General features: G+C 64.3%; 17 protein-coding genes. 8 read left to right on the top strand and 9 right to left on the bottom strand.

All coding sequences use genetic code 11. The annotated features are described in order from the left end of the window. Positions 1–85 precede the first annotated feature (85 nt). Positions 86–1,342, bottom strand: coding sequence for a glutamate-5-semialdehyde dehydrogenase (locus AC15MQ_RS21190; protein ID WP_483081244.1), 1,257 nt, complete (start codon positions 1,340–1,342; stop codon positions 86–88). Positions 1,343–1,460: 118 nt separating this feature from the next. Between AC15MQ_RS21190 and AC15MQ_RS21185 the strand changes: the two genes are divergently transcribed. Further along, complete coding sequence (locus AC15MQ_RS21185) at positions 1,461–1,712, top strand: hypothetical protein (RefSeq protein WP_483081243.1); 252 nt, start codon at positions 1,461–1,463, stop codon at positions 1,710–1,712. 15 nt (positions 1,713–1,727) lie between these two features. Here AC15MQ_RS21185 and holA read toward each other — a convergent pair whose 3' ends face one another. The 7 genes from holA to AC15MQ_RS21150 all read right to left on the bottom strand — a co-directional run bounded on the left by holA (position 1,728) and on the right by AC15MQ_RS21150 (position 12,217). Further along, positions 1,728–2,732 (bottom strand): DNA polymerase III subunit delta, encoded by a 1,005-nt coding sequence (holA, locus tag AC15MQ_RS21180; RefSeq protein ID WP_287670512.1) that lies wholly within the window; start codon positions 2,730–2,732, stop codon positions 1,728–1,730. Then, the gene (locus AC15MQ_RS21175; RefSeq protein ID WP_483081242.1) at positions 2,732–3,256 is read right to left on the bottom strand and encodes an LPS-assembly lipoprotein LptE; all 525 of its coding nucleotides are present in this window, start codon (positions 3,254–3,256) and stop codon (positions 2,732–2,734) included. Before AC15MQ_RS21175 ends, holA begins: the two co-directional genes overlap by 1 nt. A gap of 40 nt (positions 3,257–3,296) precedes the next feature. Further along, positions 3,297–5,912 carry a leucine--tRNA ligase gene (gene leuS / locus AC15MQ_RS21170; RefSeq protein ID WP_483081241.1) on the bottom strand — a complete coding sequence of 872 codons (2,616 nt, stop codon included), beginning with the start codon at positions 5,910–5,912 and terminating at the stop codon, positions 3,297–3,299. Between the two features lie 88 nt (positions 5,913–6,000). Continuing rightward, on the bottom strand, positions 6,001–6,801 hold the full coding sequence (locus AC15MQ_RS21165; protein ID WP_483081240.1) for a hypothetical protein: 801 nt from the start codon (positions 6,799–6,801) through the stop codon (positions 6,001–6,003). A 129-nt stretch (positions 6,802–6,930) separates the two neighbouring features. Then, the gene (locus AC15MQ_RS21160; protein ID WP_483081239.1) at positions 6,931–10,563 is read right to left on the bottom strand and encodes a PAS domain-containing hybrid sensor histidine kinase/response regulator; all 3,633 of its coding nucleotides are present in this window, start codon (positions 10,561–10,563) and stop codon (positions 6,931–6,933) included. Positions 10,564–10,811: 248 nt separating this feature from the next. Then, positions 10,812–11,630, bottom strand: a complete 819-nt coding sequence (locus tag AC15MQ_RS21155; protein ID WP_483081238.1) for a hypothetical protein — start codon at positions 11,628–11,630, stop codon at positions 10,812–10,814. Continuing rightward, entirely contained in the window at positions 11,627–12,217 is a 591-nt protein-coding gene (locus AC15MQ_RS21150) for a sigma-70 family RNA polymerase sigma factor (protein ID WP_332336809.1), read from the bottom strand. The genes AC15MQ_RS21155 and AC15MQ_RS21150 overlap by 4 nt, the downstream gene beginning before the upstream one ends. Before the next feature lie 263 nt (positions 12,218–12,480). On the opposite strand from AC15MQ_RS21150, the gene AC15MQ_RS21145 reads away from it, so the two are divergent. From AC15MQ_RS21145 to AC15MQ_RS21115, 7 genes are all read left to right on the top strand, one after another. Next, positions 12,481–13,062 (top strand): class I SAM-dependent methyltransferase, encoded by a 582-nt coding sequence (locus tag AC15MQ_RS21145; RefSeq protein ID WP_483081237.1) that lies wholly within the window; start codon positions 12,481–12,483, stop codon positions 13,060–13,062. Between the two features lie 82 nt (positions 13,063–13,144). After that, positions 13,145–13,807, top strand: a complete 663-nt coding sequence (locus AC15MQ_RS21140) for a TetR/AcrR family transcriptional regulator (RefSeq protein WP_350497246.1) — start codon at positions 13,145–13,147, stop codon at positions 13,805–13,807. After that, positions 13,767–14,201: an acyl-CoA thioesterase gene (locus AC15MQ_RS21135; RefSeq protein WP_287654107.1), complete on the top strand. Its 435-nt coding sequence runs from the start codon at positions 13,767–13,769 to the stop codon at positions 14,199–14,201. The genes AC15MQ_RS21140 and AC15MQ_RS21135 overlap by 41 nt, the downstream gene beginning before the upstream one ends. 32 nt (positions 14,202–14,233) lie before the next feature. After that, on the top strand, positions 14,234–14,962 hold the full coding sequence (locus AC15MQ_RS21130; protein WP_483081236.1) for an SDR family oxidoreductase: 729 nt from the start codon (positions 14,234–14,236) through the stop codon (positions 14,960–14,962). Positions 14,963–15,245: 283 nt separating this feature from the next. Then, positions 15,246–15,296 carry a hypothetical protein gene (locus AC15MQ_RS21125; protein WP_350497253.1) on the top strand — a complete coding sequence of 17 codons (51 nt, stop codon included), beginning with the start codon at positions 15,246–15,248 and terminating at the stop codon, positions 15,294–15,296. A gap of 296 nt (positions 15,297–15,592) precedes the next feature. Beyond that, positions 15,593–15,862 carry a hypothetical protein gene (locus AC15MQ_RS21120; RefSeq protein ID WP_287670401.1) on the top strand — a complete coding sequence of 90 codons (270 nt, stop codon included), beginning with the start codon at positions 15,593–15,595 and terminating at the stop codon, positions 15,860–15,862. After that, positions 15,862–16,680 (top strand): class I SAM-dependent methyltransferase, encoded by an 819-nt coding sequence (locus tag AC15MQ_RS21115; RefSeq protein ID WP_287654160.1) that lies wholly within the window; start codon positions 15,862–15,864, stop codon positions 16,678–16,680. Before AC15MQ_RS21120 ends, AC15MQ_RS21115 begins: the two co-directional genes overlap by 1 nt. 150 nt (positions 16,681–16,830) lie before the next feature. On the opposite strand, the gene AC15MQ_RS21110 is transcribed toward AC15MQ_RS21115, so the two are convergent. Then, positions 16,831–17,418: an AraC family transcriptional regulator ligand-binding domain-containing protein gene (locus AC15MQ_RS21110; protein ID WP_287654103.1), complete on the bottom strand. Its 588-nt coding sequence runs from the start codon at positions 17,416–17,418 to the stop codon at positions 16,831–16,833. Positions 17,419–17,436: the final 18 nt, after the last annotated feature.

Below are 17,436 nucleotides of genomic sequence, written 5' to 3'. Positions count from 1 at the left end.
CAGCGGGTCTGGGCAAACCTGCAGTGGCCTCCGCCTGCCACTGCAGCGCTACGGTCGGCAGGTACTGCCGACCAATCGAATGCGGCTAGGCACGGACCTCGCCGTTGCCGAGAACGATCCACTTCTGGCTGGTCAGCCCTTCAAGACCGACCGGGCCACGCGCATGGATCTTGTCGGTCGAAATGCCGATTTCGACGCCGAGTCCGTACTCGAAACCATCGGCGAAACGCGTCGAGGCGTTGACCATCACCGACGCCGAATCGACTTCGCGCAAAAAGCGCATCGCCGAAGTATAGTTTTCGGTGACGATGGCGTCAGTATGGTGGGAACCGTAGGCGTTGATGTGCTCGATCGCCTCGCCGAGCCCGTCCACCACCTTGACCGAAATGATCGGCGCCAGAAATTCGCTGGCGTAGTCTTCCTCGCTGGCCGGCCGCGCCTCCCTGACCCGGTCCAGTGTTTCCGGACAGCCGCGAATCTCGACGCCCTTCCGGGTCAGCATGGCCGCGATCACCGGCAACAGGCGAGGCACCACCGCGCGCGCGAGCAACAGCGACTCGGCGGTATTGCAGGTGCCATATCGCTGGGTCTTGGCGTTCTCGACGATCTGCAGCGCTTTTTCAGGATCGGCATCAGCATCGAGGTAAACATGACAGTTGCCGTCGAGGTGCTGGATCATCGGCACGCGCGCCTCGGCGAGCAGGCGCGAGATCAGTCCCTTGCCGCCGCGCGGAACGATCACGTCGACGAACTCGCGCATCCTGATCAGGTGGCCGACCGCGGCGCGGTCGGTGGTTTCGATCACCTGCACGGCTGTCGCCGGCAGCCCGGCGCTGGCCAGTCCTTCCTGTACCAGCGCGGCAATGGCCTGGTTGCAGCGGATCGCTTCCGAGCCGCCGCGCAGAATCGACGCATTGCCCGATTTCAGGCACAGTGCCGCGGCGTCGGCGGTGACGTTCGGACGCGCCTCGTAGATGATCCCGATGACGCCCAGCGGCACGCGCATCCTGCCCACCTGAATGCCGCTCGGCTGGAATTTCAGGTCGGTGATCTCGCCCACCGGATCGGGCAGCGCCGCGACCTGCTCGACACCCTCGGCCATCGCCGCAACGCCCGGCGCCGAAAGCGTCAGGCGATCGAGCAGCGCGGGTTCCAGACCGGCCGCATGGGCCGCCGCCAGGTCCTCCCGATTGGCCGCGACCAGCGTGCCACACTCCCGCCGGATGGCCGCGGCGATGGCCCGCAGCGCAGCGTTCTTGGCCTGGCTGTCGGCGCGGGCCATCTGCCGCGAAGCCTCGCGGGCCTGCCTGCCGACGCTCTGCATGTACTGCTCGATGTTCATGAGGTTCCCTGTTTTCCCGACAGAGTGATTATAGCCACCGACAGTGCGCAAGCGTCAACGGAACCCCTGGAAAGGAATACACTCTGAGGCTTATCGCAATTTTCCGTCGCCGCCGACCATGAAGAAGAAACTGATTCTGCCCGCTGAAGTGAAAGTCTGCGCAACCTGCAGCTACTGGGACGGTGAACGCTTGGTCGATCCCGAACTTCGTCTGGTGGTCGTCGCCGAGGATTGCGCGGGTGAGTGCCTGGTGCAGACCAAATGCAGCCATGGCCTCAACGACGTACGCGCCGAAACCGAACAGTGCGCCTGGGAACATCTGGCACCTGACGTCGCCCCCGTTGACGAGGAAAAGGGCAACAGCGCCTGACCCGGTGCGCGGGCTTCAGGCGGCGGCGAGACGCAGCCCCAGTTGCCGGAACTCGTCCCATACGTCGCCGCTGGCCAGCCCCTTGATCATCCGGTCGATACGCGCGGCGTGCGCCAGCGCCAGCTCGGCCCGCGCCCTGTCGAGCCGCTTCAATGCCTGCCTGATCAGCGTCTGCCGTGCCCCCCAGATACGCGCGTCGCGCAGCAACGCATCGAGCGGTTGCTGTCTGGCCAGCCCGGCGCTGATCTGGGCCAGCGCCCGCACTTCCTCGGCCATCGCCCAGAGGATCAGCAGAGGCGCCTCCCCTTCCTGCTGCAGCCCGTCGATGGTGCGCACCAGACGCGCGACATCGCCGACGAGCAGCGCTTCGCGCAGGCCGTCGAGGTCGTAACGGGCGACATTGAGGACCGCGTCGCGAATCTGCTGCGGACTCAGCTCACCATCGGGATAAAGCACGCCCAGCTTCAGTATCTCCTGGTGTGCCGCCAGGAGATTGCCTTCGACGCGCTCGGCGATGAAGCGCAAACCCTCGGCGGACGCGCTCTGCTTCTGGCGGCGCAGACGGCCGGCTAGCCAGGCCGGCAGTTCGCCGAGACCCGGCGTCGGCAACTTGACCACCACTCCGGCGGTGGCCAAGGCACTCATCCACGCGGATTTTTCCTCTCGCCAGTCGACGCCGATCATGCTCACCAGCAACAGCGAATCGGGTGAAGGACGCGCGCAATACTCCTGCAGCGCGGCACCGCCTTCGCGCCCCGGTTTGCCGGTCGGAATACGCAGATCGATGAGCGTACGACCACCGAAGAGCGACAGGCTGCCGGCGGCGTGATACAGCCCGTTCCAGTCGAAACCGGCGATTGCGGTAAGCACTTTGCGCTCGTCAAAGCCTTGCCGGCGCGCCGCAGCGCGAATGGCGTCGGCCGCTTCGATGACCAGCAGGGGTTCGTCGCCATACACCAGGTACACCGGCTGCAGCCCGCGTTCGAGATGGGCGGCGAGTTGTTCCGCCTTGAGCTGCATTACCGGCGAGTTTCTTCCGGGGGAGGAGCAAACACCGGTTTGGCGGCTGCCAGCCGGCGCATCAACTGCTGCACGAGGTCGTTCTCCATGTCCCGCCAGAGCAGGGTTTCCTCCTGTTGCTTGGCGAGCACGTTGGAATCATCGTAAGTCAGATCGCGGACCAGTTCGATGGTCGCCGGCGGCACCAGATCGCGCCCCTTGTCGTCGGTGAGCCGGTAGTTGTAAAGATAACGAAGGCGCAGCTCACTGATTCGGCCGGTGCCCGAGAGCGAGAGGATCACCCGGTCGCGATACTCGGCGCCCGGCAACAAGGTGGCCTGCGCGTCGCTGGCGGTCAACGCCAGACGCGTCGACCCTGAGGCACGAATGGCCCGCTTGAGACTGGCACCGATCACCGAATACTCCGGCATCGACAGATACAGGCTTTCGAAAGGCAAGGTGTAGGCGCCGCGCAACTGAAAGCCGCAACCGGCAAGCAGCGCGAGCACAACGGCAAGCCAGGCAGACGGTAACGCTGCACGCATGGTGATCGTCCTCGAAGTCTTGATGGGCTGGCGCTGCGCGTCAGGCAACGATATTGACCAGACGGCCGGGAACGACCACCAGTTTCCTCGGTGCGGCGCCGGCCAGATGCTTGCGCGCCACTTCGCAGGCCAGCGCGGCACTCTCGATGGCCGCCCGATCGGCAGCGGCCGGCACGCGCAGGCTGCCGCGCAGCTTGCCGTTGATCTGCAGTACCATTTCGATTTCATCCTGTACCAGAGCGCCTGCGTCAACCACCGGGAACGCCTCGCTGCTGGCCGTGTGACCGGGCCTGAGGGCCGCGTACAGGGCTTCGCAGACATGCGGGACGATCGGGCTGAGCATCAGCGTCACCGCTTCGAGCGCTTCCTGCCTGACCGCGCGCGCGGCAGGCGAGTCGTCGGCGATCCTGGCATAGGCGTTGAGCAGTTCCATCACCGCCGCGATCGCGGTATTGAACTGCTTGCGGCGGCCATAATCGTCGGCGACCTTGCCGATCGTCTGATGCAACTGCCGGCGCAAGGCTTTCAGTTCGCCGGACAAATCGGCTGCCGGGGCGGCCGTGACAGGCCCTGCCGAGACATGCTCGTAGACGATGCGCCACAGTCGCTTGAGGAAGCGGAAAGCGCCCTCGACGCCGGCGTCGGACCATTCGAGCGACTGGTCGGGCGGGCTGGCGAACATGATGAACAGGCGCGCCGTGTCGGCCCCATACTGGTCGATCAGCGCCTGCGGGTCGACCCCGTTGTTCTTCGACTTCGACATCTTCTCGATGCCCCCGACGACGACCGGCAAACCATCGGCGCGCAGGGTCGCCCCGCTGGCACGGCCACGTTCGTCATGGACGGCATCGACGTCGGCCGGATTGAGCCACTGCTTCTTGCCCTGGCTGTCCTCGCGGAAGAAGGTCGGCGCGACGACCATGCCCTGCGTCAGCAGCCTGGCGAAAGGCTCGTTCAACGCGTGCTCGCCAAACAGCCCGAGGTCGCGCATCAGCTTGGTCCAGAAGCGCGCATAGAGCAGGTGCAGGATGGCGTGCTCGATGCCGCCGATGTACTGGTCGATGCCGCCTCGGCACCAATAGGCCACGCGCTCGTCGACCATCGCGCGATCGTTGTCCGGACAGCAATAACGCAGGAAGTACCACGAGGACTCGACAAAGGTGTCCAGCGTATCGGTCTCGCGCCGGGCCGGGCCACCGCATCCGGGGCAGGTGGTTTCGTAAAACTCGGGCAGTCTGGCCAGCGGCGAGCCGGCGCCGGTGATGGTGACGTCTTCCGGCAGCACCACCGGCAGGTCTGCGTCAGGCACCGGCACGTCGCCGCAGGTCGCGCAGTGGATGATCGGGATCGGGCAGCCCCAGTAGCGCTGCCGGGAAATGCCCCAGTCGCGCAGGCGGAACTGCACCTTCTTCTCCCCCAGGCCCTTGGCCGCGAGATCCGCGGCGATGGCGTCAACCGCCGACGCACAGCCCAAGCCGTCGTATTTCCCGGAGTTGACGCAGACGCCGCGCTGTTTGTCGGCGTACCACTCCTGCCAGCCTTCAATTGAAAAGTTTTCGCCCGGCACGGCGATCACCTGCCGGATCGGCAGGCCGTACTTCCTGGCAAAAGCGAAGTCGCGCTCGTCATGCGCCGGCACCGCCATCACCGCGCCGTCGCCGTAACCCATCAGCACGTAATTGCCGATCCATACCTCAACCTGTTCGCCGCTCAAGGGATGGGTGACGAAAATGCCGGTCGGCAGGCCCTTTTTCTCCATCGTCGCAAGGTCCGCCTCGGCGACGCCGCCGCGCTTGCACTCTTCGACAAAAGCCGCCACCTGCGGGTCGCGCGCCGCCGCATAACTGGCCAGCGGATGCTCGGCGGCGACGGCGCAGAAGGTGACGCCCATGATCGTGTCGGCACGCGTGGTGAATACCCACAACTGGCCGGGCTGGCCATCGAGCTCATAGGGAAAGGCGAAGCGCACACCGGTACTCTTGCCGATCCAGTTCTTCTGCATCAGGCGCACCTGCTCCGGCCAGCCATCGAGTTGATCGAGGTCGGCGAGCAGTTCTTCCGCGTAGGCGGTGATCTTCATGTAGTACATCGGGATCTCGCGCTTCTCGACCAGCGCGCCCGAGCGCCAGCCACGGCCATCGATGACCTGCTCGTTGGCCAGCACGGTCTGGTCGACCGGATCCCAGTTGACGGTCCCCCGGCGCTGGTAGATCAAGCCCCTGGCGTACAGACGGGTAAACAGCCACTGCTCCCAGCGGTAGTATTCCGGCGTACAGGTGGCGAGCTCGCGCTGCCAGTCGATGGCAAAGCCCAGCCGTTTGAGCTGGGTCTTCATGTACGCGATGTTGGCGTAGGTCCATTGCGCCGGCGGCACATTGTTCTGGATCGCGGCGTTTTCCGCCGGCATGCCGAAAGCGTCCCAACCCATCGGCTGCAGGACGTTGTAGCCCAGCATCCGGTGGAAGCGCGTGAGGACGTCGCCGATCGTGTAGTTGCGCACGTGCCCCATGTGCAGCTTGCCCGAGGGATAGGGAAACATCGACAGGCAGTAGTACTTGGGTCGGCTCGGGTCCTCGATGGCGCGCGCGGCGCCGCTGCGGTTCCAGAGTTCCTGGGCGGCGACTTCAAGCTCCGCGGGTTGATACTTTTCCTGCATGGTGGGTAACGATCCGGAAATGGGCCAAGTCGCGAATTATACGCATACGCGCCTGACGCCGCGCCGCCGGCAGCCGAGTGTTGCCGCCTCAGCGACGCGGATCGGGAGTGAAACCACCCGGAAAGGGATTCGGAGCCGGTTCGCGTTTTGGCCGCGGAATGATGCCCTGGGCGAGAAGGTTGGCGTAGCTGTCGTAATGGATGGTGAGAATCTCGGCCGCCGAGTCAGTGGCGCGGCGAAACTCGGTTAACTGCGTCGGTGCATTGATGCGTTCGCCGTGACCGGTACCGAGACGACTTTCGATCTGTCTGGTGGTGATTTCGTCACGCGCCGGTGGAGCAGCCGGGGCGGCAGCCTTGGCCGCTGCGTTCGCCACCGCCCCCGCGGCAGCACCAGGCGCATCGCGCTCACGCGACGGCATCGCCACCGCCGGCGGCGGCGCGGCCTCAGCTTCCCGGTAGACGGCCACGCCAATCACACCGACGTTCTGCGGGCGATCGGTGCGACCGGCATAGCTGTCGGCGATGCTGGTGAAATAGAACGCGGCGACGTCGTCCATGCTCTTCCGCCAGCCGGAGATCTCGGCGACCTGCCCGGCCGCCAGGACGTATCCCGACTGTGAAGTGGCGGCGGTCTGGCCGTTCAGCGCATTGATGCCGTCCACCGAGAGCACCGTCAGCACCCGGCCGGCGCTGTGATTGCGCAGCAGCACCGTATAGCGATTGCCGGGAGTGCCGGCGACATAAAGCCGGCCGCGATGCGGGTACACCTCCAGCGTCTTACCGCTGCTGCGGTCCATGACGCTGACGTCGACCAGGGCTCCGGCGTTGGCAACGGCACCGCCACCGGCCAGCAGCAGGGCGGTAAACAGGGCGACGAGTTTGTTCATGACGATCTCCAGGAGTGAGGTGGGTAGATGAGCGTGTAAACGCCGGTCGCCGGCAATCGGGGTTAAACCGGAAGTCTACTGTCGGGCGTTCGTACTTTTGCCCGCCCGGCGCAAAGCCGTCCTGCCCCGCTAGGGCCGGGAGCCGGTGCGCGCATGCCGCAACACCACGGTCACCAGCACCTCGATGTCGATCGGCTTGGCCAGGTGGTCGATCATCCCCGCCGCCAGACACTTGGCCCGCTCCTCGGCCAGGGCGTGGGCGGTTTGCCCGACAACCGGCAGCGCCGGCGCAAAGGCATGGATACGACGCGTCGCTTCGTAGCCGTCCAGGCAGGGCATCTGGATGTCCATCAACACCAGGTCATAGGTTTCGGCACCGTCGCACCGGATCTGATCGACCGCCTGCTGGCCGTCGCCCACGACGGTAACCCTTGCGCCCTCGGAAACGAGAATTTCCTCCAGGATGTACTGATTGATTTCGTTGTCGTCGGCGGCCAGGATGGTCAGACCCGCCAGCCGTGCGACGGGCGGCGCCTGCGCGTCACTTTCAGCATGGGCGGGGGCAACGACCAGCGGCGCTTCGAGACACGGCAAGCGCACCTCGAAACGGCTACCGCCCCCCGGCCGACTGCTCACCGTCAGGCTGCCGTGCATCATGTCCACCAGCCGCCTGGTAATCGCCAGCCCGAGGCCACTGCCGCCATAACGCCGGGTGGTACTGTTGTCGGCCTGCTCGAATGGGGCAAACAGCCGCGCCACATGTTCCTCGCTCAGACCAATGCCGCTGTCACTCACCTGGAACAGCAGATCTTCGCCGCTGCGCGCCGCATGCAGGCTGACTCCGCCCTGCTCGGTAAACTTGACCGCATTGGACAACAGGTTCATCAGAATCTGTTCGACCCGCAGCGGGTCGCCCAGGCAGGTGGAGGGGAGATCCGCGCGCACCTGCCATTCGATCCGGATGCCCTTCTCCTGCGCTCGCCCGGCAACCAGTTCACAGGCGTGCTCGCTGATCCGCGCGGGCGAGTACGGGATACTCTCCAGATGCAGTTTGCCGGCTTCGATCCTGGAGAAGTCGAGGATGTCATTGATGATGCCGAGCAGCAACTGACCGGATTCGAGAATGCGCGTAAACGTCGCTTCGCTCCGGCTCCCGGCCTCGGCGCGTGCGCCCAGCTGCGCCCATCCGAGGACGCCGTTGAGCGGTGTCCGGATTTCGTGGCTCATGTTCGCCAGAAACTCGCTCTTGGCGCGGCTGGCCGCTTCGGCGGCGTCACGGGCCGCGACCAGTTCGGCGGTACGGGCGGCCACCAGTTCCTCCAGGTACTGTCGGTGACGCTGCAGTTCCAGATCGACCAGCTTGCGCTCGCTGATGTCCTGGAAGGTGCCGGTAAGATAGGTGCCCTCGTCGGGGTCCTGCATCCGTCCGATACAACGCAGCTCGGCCCAGAAACTCTGCCCCGAGGCATGAAGCATGCGACATTCCAGGGTGAACGGCTCGCCCGTCTCGAGGGTGCGTTGCAGGGCAGTGCGCACCGCCGGCAGCGATTCCGGCGCGTAATAGCGCAGGCCATCCTCGAGGTCGACAGGGGGAGAGTCCAGGGGATGCCCCAGCAGGCGGTAAACCTCCTCGGTCCACTTCACGCTGTTGGTCGTCGGGTTGGCCTTCCAGCCGCCCACCTTGGCGATCGCCTGAGATTCCCGCAGGAACGCCAGCGTCTCGCGCAAGGCCAGGTCGGCTTTCTTGCGATCGCTGATGTCGCGGCACAAGGCGATCACCACATTCTCGCCGGCGACCGTGGTACCGCTGACGCTGACCTCGACGTCGAAGATCGTACCGTCGCTGCGCCGGTGGCGCGTCTCGAAGGTCCGGTCAACCTCCTTGAGGTCGGCGAAGGCCTCCCGAACCTGCGCCTCGGCCATGTTCGCCTCCCAGTCCCAGGTGTGCAGGTGAAGCACGTCCTGCGGCGAGTAACGGAGCATTTCCGCGAAGCGTCGGTTGGCCTCGACCACCCTGTGCCGCTGGCTGATGATCACGATGCCATCGCGCGAGGTGTCCATCAGCAGGCGACGACGCTCACCCGCTTCGCGCAGCGCCGCCTCAGCCGCGCGTGCCGCGGTGACGTCATGGGCGATACCCAGCACACCGATCAGCCTTCCCTGACTGTCGCACATCGGGGTCTTGGTGGTTTCGAACAGACCGCGGTAGCCACCGTCAGCGAAATCCAGCCACTCCTCGTTGACCCGGGGCTGCCCGGCGGCAATCGCCGCCAGGTCATTGGCGCGAAAGAAGTCGGCGAGGACCGGTTCGACAAAGTCATGGTCGGTCCTGCCGACGATAGCGCCTTCCTTGGCGCCGAACAGCGCCTCGAAGCGCGGGTTGCAAGCCAGATACACGCCTTGCGGGTCCTTCAGCCACACCAGGTCCGGAATGGTGTGGATCAGGGTCTTGAGAAATCCTCGCTCGCGTTCGAGCTCGTCCTGGGCACGGCGGCTCAGGGTGACGTCGCGAAACGACCAGATGCGCGCCCGCTCGCCGCCGATGCGCATCGCAGCCGAATAGCGTTCGAACACCCGCCCATCCCTGAAGTGCAGGCTGTCCCAGGAAGTCGCGTCGGATTCGTACAGGGAATTCACCTGATGCTGAAAACTCTCCGGATCGACCAGCTGTTCGACGACAAAGGCCAGCAGGCGCTCGTCCGCATGCAGGGCCAGCAATTCCTCAGGAACCCGCCACATTTCCTGGAAGCGCCGGTTATAGGTGAGCACCTGGCCCGCGGCGCCGACCACCAGAATGCCGTCGGCGGTCGCATCGAGGGTGGCGCGCAGCATCGCTTCGCTTTGCTGCACGGCCTGCCGGGCAGTGATGCGCTCGGTGATGTCGCGGGCGAAACCGACGGTGCCGATGACCTTGCCGTCGACGGAAACCGGCGATTTGAAGGTTTCGATCCACGCACGGCGACCGGCCTCCTCGATTTCTTCCTCGACGATCCTGGAATGGCCGCTTTCGAGGACCGCACGGTCGTCGGCACGATAGCGATCGGCAAGGTCGGACGCCCAACAGTCGAAATCGCTGCGGCCCACCAGATCCGCCGGCTGGCCTTTTCCGGTCGCTTCGGCGAAAGCACGGTTGACCGCCAGAAAGCGGCTGTCCCGGTCCTTGAGCCAGACCAGGAAGGGGAAGTTGTCCAGCACCGCCCGCTGGTAGCGATCCCGCAGCAGCATTTCGTACTTGAGTTGCGCCAGCGGGCCGACGTCACGCGCGATTCCCAGCAGCGCATCGTGCCCGTCCCAGCTTCCCCGAACGACGCGCGCATCGACCACCAGCGGGTCGCCGTCGGCGCGCTGCAAATGCAGCACGCAGCCCTGGCAGTTGCCGGCCAGCATTTCCGCCAGGGACTGCCGGGCTTCGGTACGCTGCACGGGGGAGTGCAATTCAAGCAGTTCGCGCCCGATGAACTCGTCGCCACAACCCAGGCTTCTTCTGGCTGCCGGATTGAGGTGGCGTACGCGACCTTCGAGGTCCAGGACGAACACCAGATCCGGGATGGCCTGAAACAGGCCTTCCAGGTTTTGATGCCGGGTGGCCACTCGCGAACGCGCCGACAGGCGCTGCCGGAGCCGCTTGAACTGGCGGGCCAGACCGCTCAGCATCGCGACGGTCGACCGCAGCAGCCTGGCCGAGTGACCGGCGCCGCCGACCGGTGCTGGACTGACGCGCACCCAGGTGTTACCCAGGGATACGGCCAGAAGACCGCACACTTTTCGCGAGCCGCTGATTTATTCCTTGAGAACAATCGCTTGATGATACTTACCGGGAGAAGTGAGCGGAAACTGCAACGACCAAGTGCGGAGTGTAGGAGCTGTCGCAACAGCGGTCAATCGCGCATCCTGACACGCACGGCTGCGAACGCCTCCGGATCGCGGCAGAACCCTGCCGGCACCACCGGCGCAACCTCCCGGGACGACGCGCTCGCCGGTGTCGCCGGCACAGACAATACGCGAGCACCTCATGGACGCAGGTCCTCGGGCAAGGGGTAGTCCGGGTATTCGCGACGGAACTCGCGCAACTGCCGTTCGGCCTCCTGAAGATTGCCTTCGCGTCGGAGGGCACGGATTTCATCGAGCCAGACGCTCGCCGTGCGGACGGCTTGCGCCCGCGATTTCGCCAGCGCGGCCGCCGGCACTCTGCCGGGAGCGGCAGCCAACGGCGCTTCGGAACGGTTGCCGGTGACCGTGCCGGCGACGGCGGGGGCAACGTCCGTACGCTCGGAGCGGGTTGCAGCCGGCTCTGTCGCCGGCGGTGCGGGTTTCGCCGCTGCCGCGCTCGAAACCCGCTCGGCAACGCTCTCGGGCTTCACCTCGCGGTCGCGCTCGCCGACCCCGGTCGACGCTGGCCTTGCCTGCTGCCGCGTTTCGGCCTGCCGATCCGACAGGGCGCCAGCCGCCCTGGCCGGCGAGGGAGGCGCGACCGCGGCAGCGGGCCTGGCTTCCGGATCGGCAAACTTCGCCGGCGGCGCAGCGGCCGGCGCCGGCGCGACTTGCGGACCGGGAACCGCAGGCACGAACCCGTCTCCCGGTGGCGGCTGTTGCAGCAGGGAAAGCGTCAGGGTCAGCACCAGCGTCGTGGCCAGCGCCAACGGCGTACGCCAACGCCGCCACCAGCGGCCGCGGTCGGCGCCCGGCGACCGTTCACCCGCGCCAAGCGCCGCCTTCGCGGCGGCCAGAATCCGCTCGTCGATAGCCTGCGACGGCTCGTCGGTCGCAAACTGCCGATACAGTCGCGAGAGCGGAGGATCACTCGGGAAATTCTGAAGCGGTTCGGTCATAAGAGATCCTGCAGCGAGTGCCTGAGCTTGCTCAGCGCGTAACGCAAACGGCTCTTGGTCGTTTCGCGACCGCAATCGGTCGCGGCGGCGATTTCTTCCAGGGTCAGCCCACCCTCCTCGGCCAGCAGAAAGACATCGCGCTGGGCAGCCGGCAGCGCCGCCAGCGCCAGACTGATCCGTTCGGCCACCTGCTGCCGCTCATGCACGGCATGCGGCGTCTCGTGGCTGGGCGCCGGCAGCGTGGCCAGCAGATCATCCGGACCATCGGCAGCGGGGTCACCCGCGTGCGGCGCAAACTGCAACGGCAACTGGTGCGCGTGCTGTCGATAGTGGTCGATCAGGCGATGACGCGCGATCCGGAAGATCCATGTCGAAAAGCGGGCCAGCGGTTCGTAATGGGCGCGTGCGTTGATCACCTTGATCCATACCTCGTGGTACAGTTCTTCAGCCAGCGTCGGATTGCCGCATTGCCGGGCCAGATAGCGATGGAGCGGGCCGCGGTAGCGGCCGTAGAGCGTCGTGAACGCATCGGCGTCACCGGCGCGGTAGGCCAGCATCAATCGTTCGTCGCTCCACTCTCCGTGCATTCCGGCAGTCTAGCCGCTGTCCGGGCAAACGCAAGTCCCGCCCGTGTCGCTTACTTTCGAGGAATCTGCGAGGCGTTCGAGTCCATGCAAGACTCCCCGATCCGACTCATGAAGATGAAGATTCCACCTTTTCCCAAGATCCAGCCCAGTCGCCAGATGGAGCGAGGCCACGGCCTGCATGGCGCCGGCTGTCCAACCCGAGCGTCCACCGGCCCATGAACAACCCCTGGCTTGAGATTCCACTCTCGGACTACGAGTCCCACATGTCGCTGCCAAGCATTGCTCAGGATGCAATGTTGGCAGCCCAGTTCGCCGACGCCTTGCGGCAGTTCTCGCCGGAGTCGGTGGCGGTGATCGGCTGTGCCGGCGGCAACGGCTTCGACAGGATTCCCTGCGCAACCAAGCGGGTGGTAGGCGTCGACATCAACCCCGACTATATCGCTGTCGCATCCTCTCGCTATCTTGGGCGTGTTCCTGGCCTCGAATTCCATGTTGCCGACATTCAGGCTGGTGCGTTGCCATTCGCCCCCGTCGACCTGGTTTACGCTGCCCTGGTGTTCGAGTACGTCTCGCTGCCTGCGGCATTGGCCAATCTGTCGCGGGTGTGTCGTCCCGGTGCGCGTTTGGTCTCGGTGCTCCAGCAGCCATCGACACAGGTACATGCATTGTCACCCTCGCCGTATCAGAGTATTCAAGTGCTCGCCCCACTGATGCGGCTGATTCCTCCTGCGGAGCTGGCCGAATGTGCCGCCTCGTTCGGCTTCACGCTGGAGCTGGAAAACACGCAGGTGCTCAAGTCAGGGAAAGCGTTTGCCATTCAGGTCTATCGCCACGCCGACGGCTAACGAATGAGCCTGCCTGCAACCAGGTTGACATGATGCACATCATATGAGATTTTTTCGCATGATAGACATCATGTGAAAACCCATGGCCAGTCGATCCGATCTCAAAGAAGCTTCACTGCGGCGCATTTTGACGGCGGGCGCCTCCCGTCTGCGTGTCGAAGGGCTTGACGGTGCCGCCATCGCCCCGGTGATGAACGAAGCGGGACTGACGCATGGCGCGTTCTACGCGCATTTCAACAACAAGGACGAGTTGGCTGCGGCGGCCTTTCGCTTCGCCTTACTCGACAACCGGCCGCGCTGGACAGGGCAGGCCACTAAAGAGTCCTGGCCGAGCCGGCTGGTGCGACTCGGCAAACGCTATTTGACGATGGCGCATCGCGATGACCTGGCCGACAGTTGTGCGCTGGCCGCGCTGGCATCGGATGCGGCGAGAAGTGCTCCTGGTTTCAAAATGGTCTACGAGGAAGAGTTGCGCAAATCGTTGCGCGCCATCTGCATCCCTCACGACGACGGAAACCTGATCGATCCGGAACGCCTCGACGACGCCGTAGCCTTCATGGCTTTGTGTGTCGGCGGCATTTCTCTGGCCCGCGCGGTCGACGACCCGGTTTTTGCCCAACACATCCTCGAAGTTTGCCGGCAAGCGGTCGAGCGAATGGCCCCGCCGGACAATGCATCGCCAACCCACGCGGAAGGGCCCGATCATGCAAGAACCCGAGACAACGCTCGAAACGACGAGTATTGATGATTTCCCGCTACGGACCTACGAGAAACTGCGCTACGTCGATACCGACCGCCAAGGCCACGTCAACAACGCCGTCTTTGCCAGCATGCTGGAAACCGGTCGTGTGGAATTGCTTTACAGCCCGGATCGACCATTGGCCGATCCGCAGTGCTCCTTCGTGATCGCCCGACTGACCCTCGACCTTCACGCCGAAATCACTTGGCCCGGCCGAGTCGATATCGGGACACGCACCGGCAGAATCGGTCGCAGTTCCCTTACCCTCGAACAAGGGCTGTTCCAGAACGGCCATTGTGCGGCGACGGCTACCACGGTGATCGTCCATGTCAATGGAACGACGCGCCGTTCGCAAGCCTTTTCCGACGTCGCCCGGCAGGCGTTTGAATCGCTGCTGTGACGGCGATTTATCATCACCCTGAGGAACGCCTGATGATGAATGCCTTGCTGCTGACGCATGCACGCCAATACGTTGGGCCCGGAGTGGTTCCAGTCGTACTCCGGGAGCAACACCGGCTGGTTTGTCACGATACCGGCTTTGCCGACCCCGACGTCGCCCGGAATTTTGAACTCGCGCACGCGGGCGCCGTGGCGCTGCGCGAGCAAACGCCTGATGGCATTTCCGAGGAGCTGAAAGAACGCGGGCTCGAGATCGCTGCGGTGATTTCCAACGATGTCTTTCCCAATACACCGTTACCAATAGAAGAGGTCTCGCTCGAAACACTGCGCCAGAGCGTGGAGGCCCTGCTGATCTTTCCGTATCGTCTGACGCAGCTTCTGTTGCCGCCGATGAAGCTGGCACGTCGCGGCACCTTCGTGTTCATCACCTCCGCGCGCTATCTGCAGCCTGAACCCGGGTTTTCCGTAGCCACCTCGGTACGTGCCGGCACAACGGCCTTCGCGTTGGCGTTGGCGAAAGAAGCGGCGCCGTTCGGCATCCAGGTGAATGTCGTGGCACCGAACTACCTGTACAGCGAAGCCTATTATCCGCGTGCGCGATTCATCGACGACCCTGCCGGACGCCGGGAAATCGCGAGCAAGGTGCCGATGGGGCGTCTCGGCGAACCGCGGGAAATCGGCGAATTGATCGAATTCCTGGCTTCCGGGCGTTCCCCATTCACCACCGGTCAGGTAGTCAATTTCAGCGGCGGATGGCCATAGGTCACCAACAGTCGCGCCGCAAGTCATGGATAGTAATCGGGACGTGCCGCGTGGCGATCCATGCGCCCATTGGCCGACGATATGCGGGGGCGGGGTGAGGCCATACTCCGCGGCGGCACGCTGCCGGATTTGGGCGGGCCCATGGTGGAGCATTACCAATTCCCGACCTCACGGTGCAGGTGCGGTGGGTGGACGGAACCACGAGCGGGCCGCTCTACTGGAGCCTTGATTCGGGCAATAATCTGGCAGATACCAGCCCGGTGCTCTACCCGGCACCCTTGCCCTGCTCGGCCTGGCCGTCGCAGGTATCGCGGCGTCCCGCCGGCGCCGGTGATAGTCGGCTTTGATCGCACGGCAACCCCGCCCCGGCGGGGTTTGTTGCGTCTGCGGGCGGCTGCAGTTCCTGGGTATCAGGCATCCGCAGTGTGACCCATTGGTCGCCGCCGGCAAACGACAGCCGCGGCAGCTTCTCGCCGGCCGTCACGCGCACCGGCCACTCGCCGGGATCGTGGCCGGTGATCATCCTGGTGTCCGGGTGCACGATCCGCGGCCGGAGGTTCAGGCCATTGCCGTTCGCATCGGCGAAGCCCTGGACCGCGACGTGCCGTGACCGCTGCGGGGACTTCTCGAATGGTGATCATGGTGATGGTTGTGGCGAGGCATACGGCCGCCGATGGGTGGGCAGTTTGCGAGGGTGGCGAAGTGCATCCGCAGCGCACTCAAGCCACAGGCAATGGATATCCGTGCGCTCCGGAACCCAGTGAGAAACTGATTGTCATCATTACGAGTGCGCCCGATCCAGCCGGGCAACTCCAGCGCCATTTGGCGGAATTCAGCCAGGAAGTGATCGAGAACAACGCCGCCCAGGAGCGAAAGTGCAGAAAGCGCAGGCCAACGTGATGACCAGTGCCGATAACGACCATGGCTTCACAGGCTCGATTCCGAATCTTTATGAGCAGCATCTGGTGCCGTTGATTTTCGAGCCCTATTCCGCACACCTGGCGAACCAGTTGGCGGAGCGATCGCCTGGCCGTGTGCTCGAGATTGCGGCCGGCACCGGGGTCGCCACCCGCAGTCTGGCATCCCTGCTTCCCGAAAACGTCTCGATCGTCGCCACGGACCTGAATCAGCCGATGCTGGACCAGGCGGCTGCGATCGGAACCAAGCGTCCTGTAGAGTGGCGCCAGGCAGACGCCATGCAATTGCCATTTCCTGATGGTATGTTTGACGCCGTTGTCTGCCAGTTCGGAGCGATGTTCTTTCCCGACAAAACGAAGGCGTTTGCGGAGGCACGTCGAGTGCTCCGGTTGGGAGGTGTTTTGATGTTTTCCGTGTGGGATCGGATCGAAGAGAACGAGTTCGCCGACACCGTGACGCAGGCACTGGCGTCAATGTTTCCACAGGACCCGCCGCGCTTCCTGGCCCGTACGCCACATGGCTATCACGATCGTCCAAGCATCGCTCGAGATCTTGCCAACGGCGGGTTCACCGCGCCGCCTCGGATCAGCACGGTTGCCGCGCGCAGCCATGCAACATCTTCCCGCGACCCGGCGGTCGCCTACTGCCACGGCACCCCATTACGGAACGAGATCGAGGCGCACGACGCCTCTCGGCTTGGCGAGGCAACCGACGTCGCGGCGGCGGCGATTGCCCGGAAATTTGGCCGCGGGACTGTTGAAGGCAAGATTCAGGCACACATGATCATCATCGAAAACTGATGGTCGCAAATCGAGCGCGTTGCGCTCTACCCCCGGGTGGCCACACACATGACATCCGCTGCATCAGTAACCCGACGTTGGACTTTGCGGACCGTCGCAAGTATCGTCGTGCGTCAATGACTGCTTTGCGGGGACCGGCTTCAAGGGATACTATCGGGCAACTCGGTCTGACCGGTCATTGGCCTCTTGATGGGTCAGAACGGCTGCAATGGAATGCTCAGCAGCCATAGGTATTACACCTTCACCCTCCGCATTCAGGCTACGCTGCAAGGTCCGCGGACTCATCGCCAAGCGCTGCGCGATCACGTCTAGACTGGCCGTACCCTGCGCCAGAAGGTTGCGAATCAACGGCGCCACGCGTTCAGGCAGCTCATCCTGATAGAGATTGTCGAGGCGTTGAACTTGTTCCTGCATCAAACGCCGCAATTCCGGATCAGCATTCGAAATAGGGCGGATCAAACAATCTGCGGCAAATGTAATGGAATTTTCGGGCGCATTGAAACGAGGCATGACGCCCAGCAGATCCCGATAAATGTTGATGGGTTCCTGGGGTGGCATTCGGATCGAGATGCTTTTCGCCTCCCATTGGGCGCCACAGAGAGAACGCATAACCCGGATGCCAAGGCTGAAGGCCCGCTCGACCTCCTGGCGCAAGCTGGCATCATGGCCTGGAGGCTGTTGGTATACGAAACTGGCGCTGTCGGACCCGACTTTCAGGCTGACCGGGCTGGTCGTCAAGTATAGTTAGGACCCGGA

The sequence above is a fragment of the Candidatus Accumulibacter propinquus genome, from assembly GCF_056856495.1.
The sequence above is the reverse complement of the archived record's forward strand: the minus strand, read 5'-3'. Positions and strand labels throughout refer to the sequence as shown.

Coding starts and splice junctions, on each gene's coding strand:
- AC15MQ_RS21130 (WP_483081236.1), top strand. CDS start 14,234: ATGATGAATGCCTTGCTGCTGACGCATGCACGCCAATACGTTGGGCCC.
- leuS (WP_483081241.1), bottom strand. CDS start 5,912: ATGCAGGAAAAGTATCAACCCGCGGAGCTTGAAGTCGCCGCCCAGGAA.
- AC15MQ_RS21150 (WP_332336809.1), bottom strand. CDS start 12,217: ATGCACGGAGAGTGGAGCGACGAACGATTGATGCTGGCCTACCGCGCC.
- AC15MQ_RS21135 (WP_287654107.1), top strand. CDS start 13,767: ATGCAAGAACCCGAGACAACGCTCGAAACGACGAGTATTGATGATTTC.
- AC15MQ_RS21185 (WP_483081243.1), top strand. CDS start 1,461: ATGAAGAAGAAACTGATTCTGCCCGCTGAAGTGAAAGTCTGCGCAACC.
- AC15MQ_RS21145 (WP_483081237.1), top strand. CDS start 12,481: ATGTCGCTGCCAAGCATTGCTCAGGATGCAATGTTGGCAGCCCAGTTC.
- AC15MQ_RS21165 (WP_483081240.1), bottom strand. CDS start 6,801: ATGAACAAACTCGTCGCCCTGTTTACCGCCCTGCTGCTGGCCGGTGGC.
- AC15MQ_RS21190 (WP_483081244.1), bottom strand. CDS start 1,342: ATGAACATCGAGCAGTACATGCAGAGCGTCGGCAGGCAGGCCCGCGAG.
- AC15MQ_RS21115 (WP_287654160.1), top strand. CDS start 15,862: ATGACCAGTGCCGATAACGACCATGGCTTCACAGGCTCGATTCCGAAT.
- AC15MQ_RS21155 (WP_483081238.1), bottom strand. CDS start 11,630: ATGACCGAACCGCTTCAGAATTTCCCGAGTGATCCTCCGCTCTCGCGA.
- AC15MQ_RS21120 (WP_287670401.1), top strand. CDS start 15,593: ATGGTGATCATGGTGATGGTTGTGGCGAGGCATACGGCCGCCGATGGG.
- holA (WP_287670512.1), bottom strand. CDS start 2,732: ATGCAGCTCAAGGCGGAACAACTCGCCGCCCATCTCGAACGCGGGCTG.
- AC15MQ_RS21175 (WP_483081242.1), bottom strand. CDS start 3,256: ATGCGTGCAGCGTTACCGTCTGCCTGGCTTGCCGTTGTGCTCGCGCTG.
- AC15MQ_RS21140 (WP_350497246.1), top strand. CDS start 13,145: ATGGCCAGTCGATCCGATCTCAAAGAAGCTTCACTGCGGCGCATTTTG.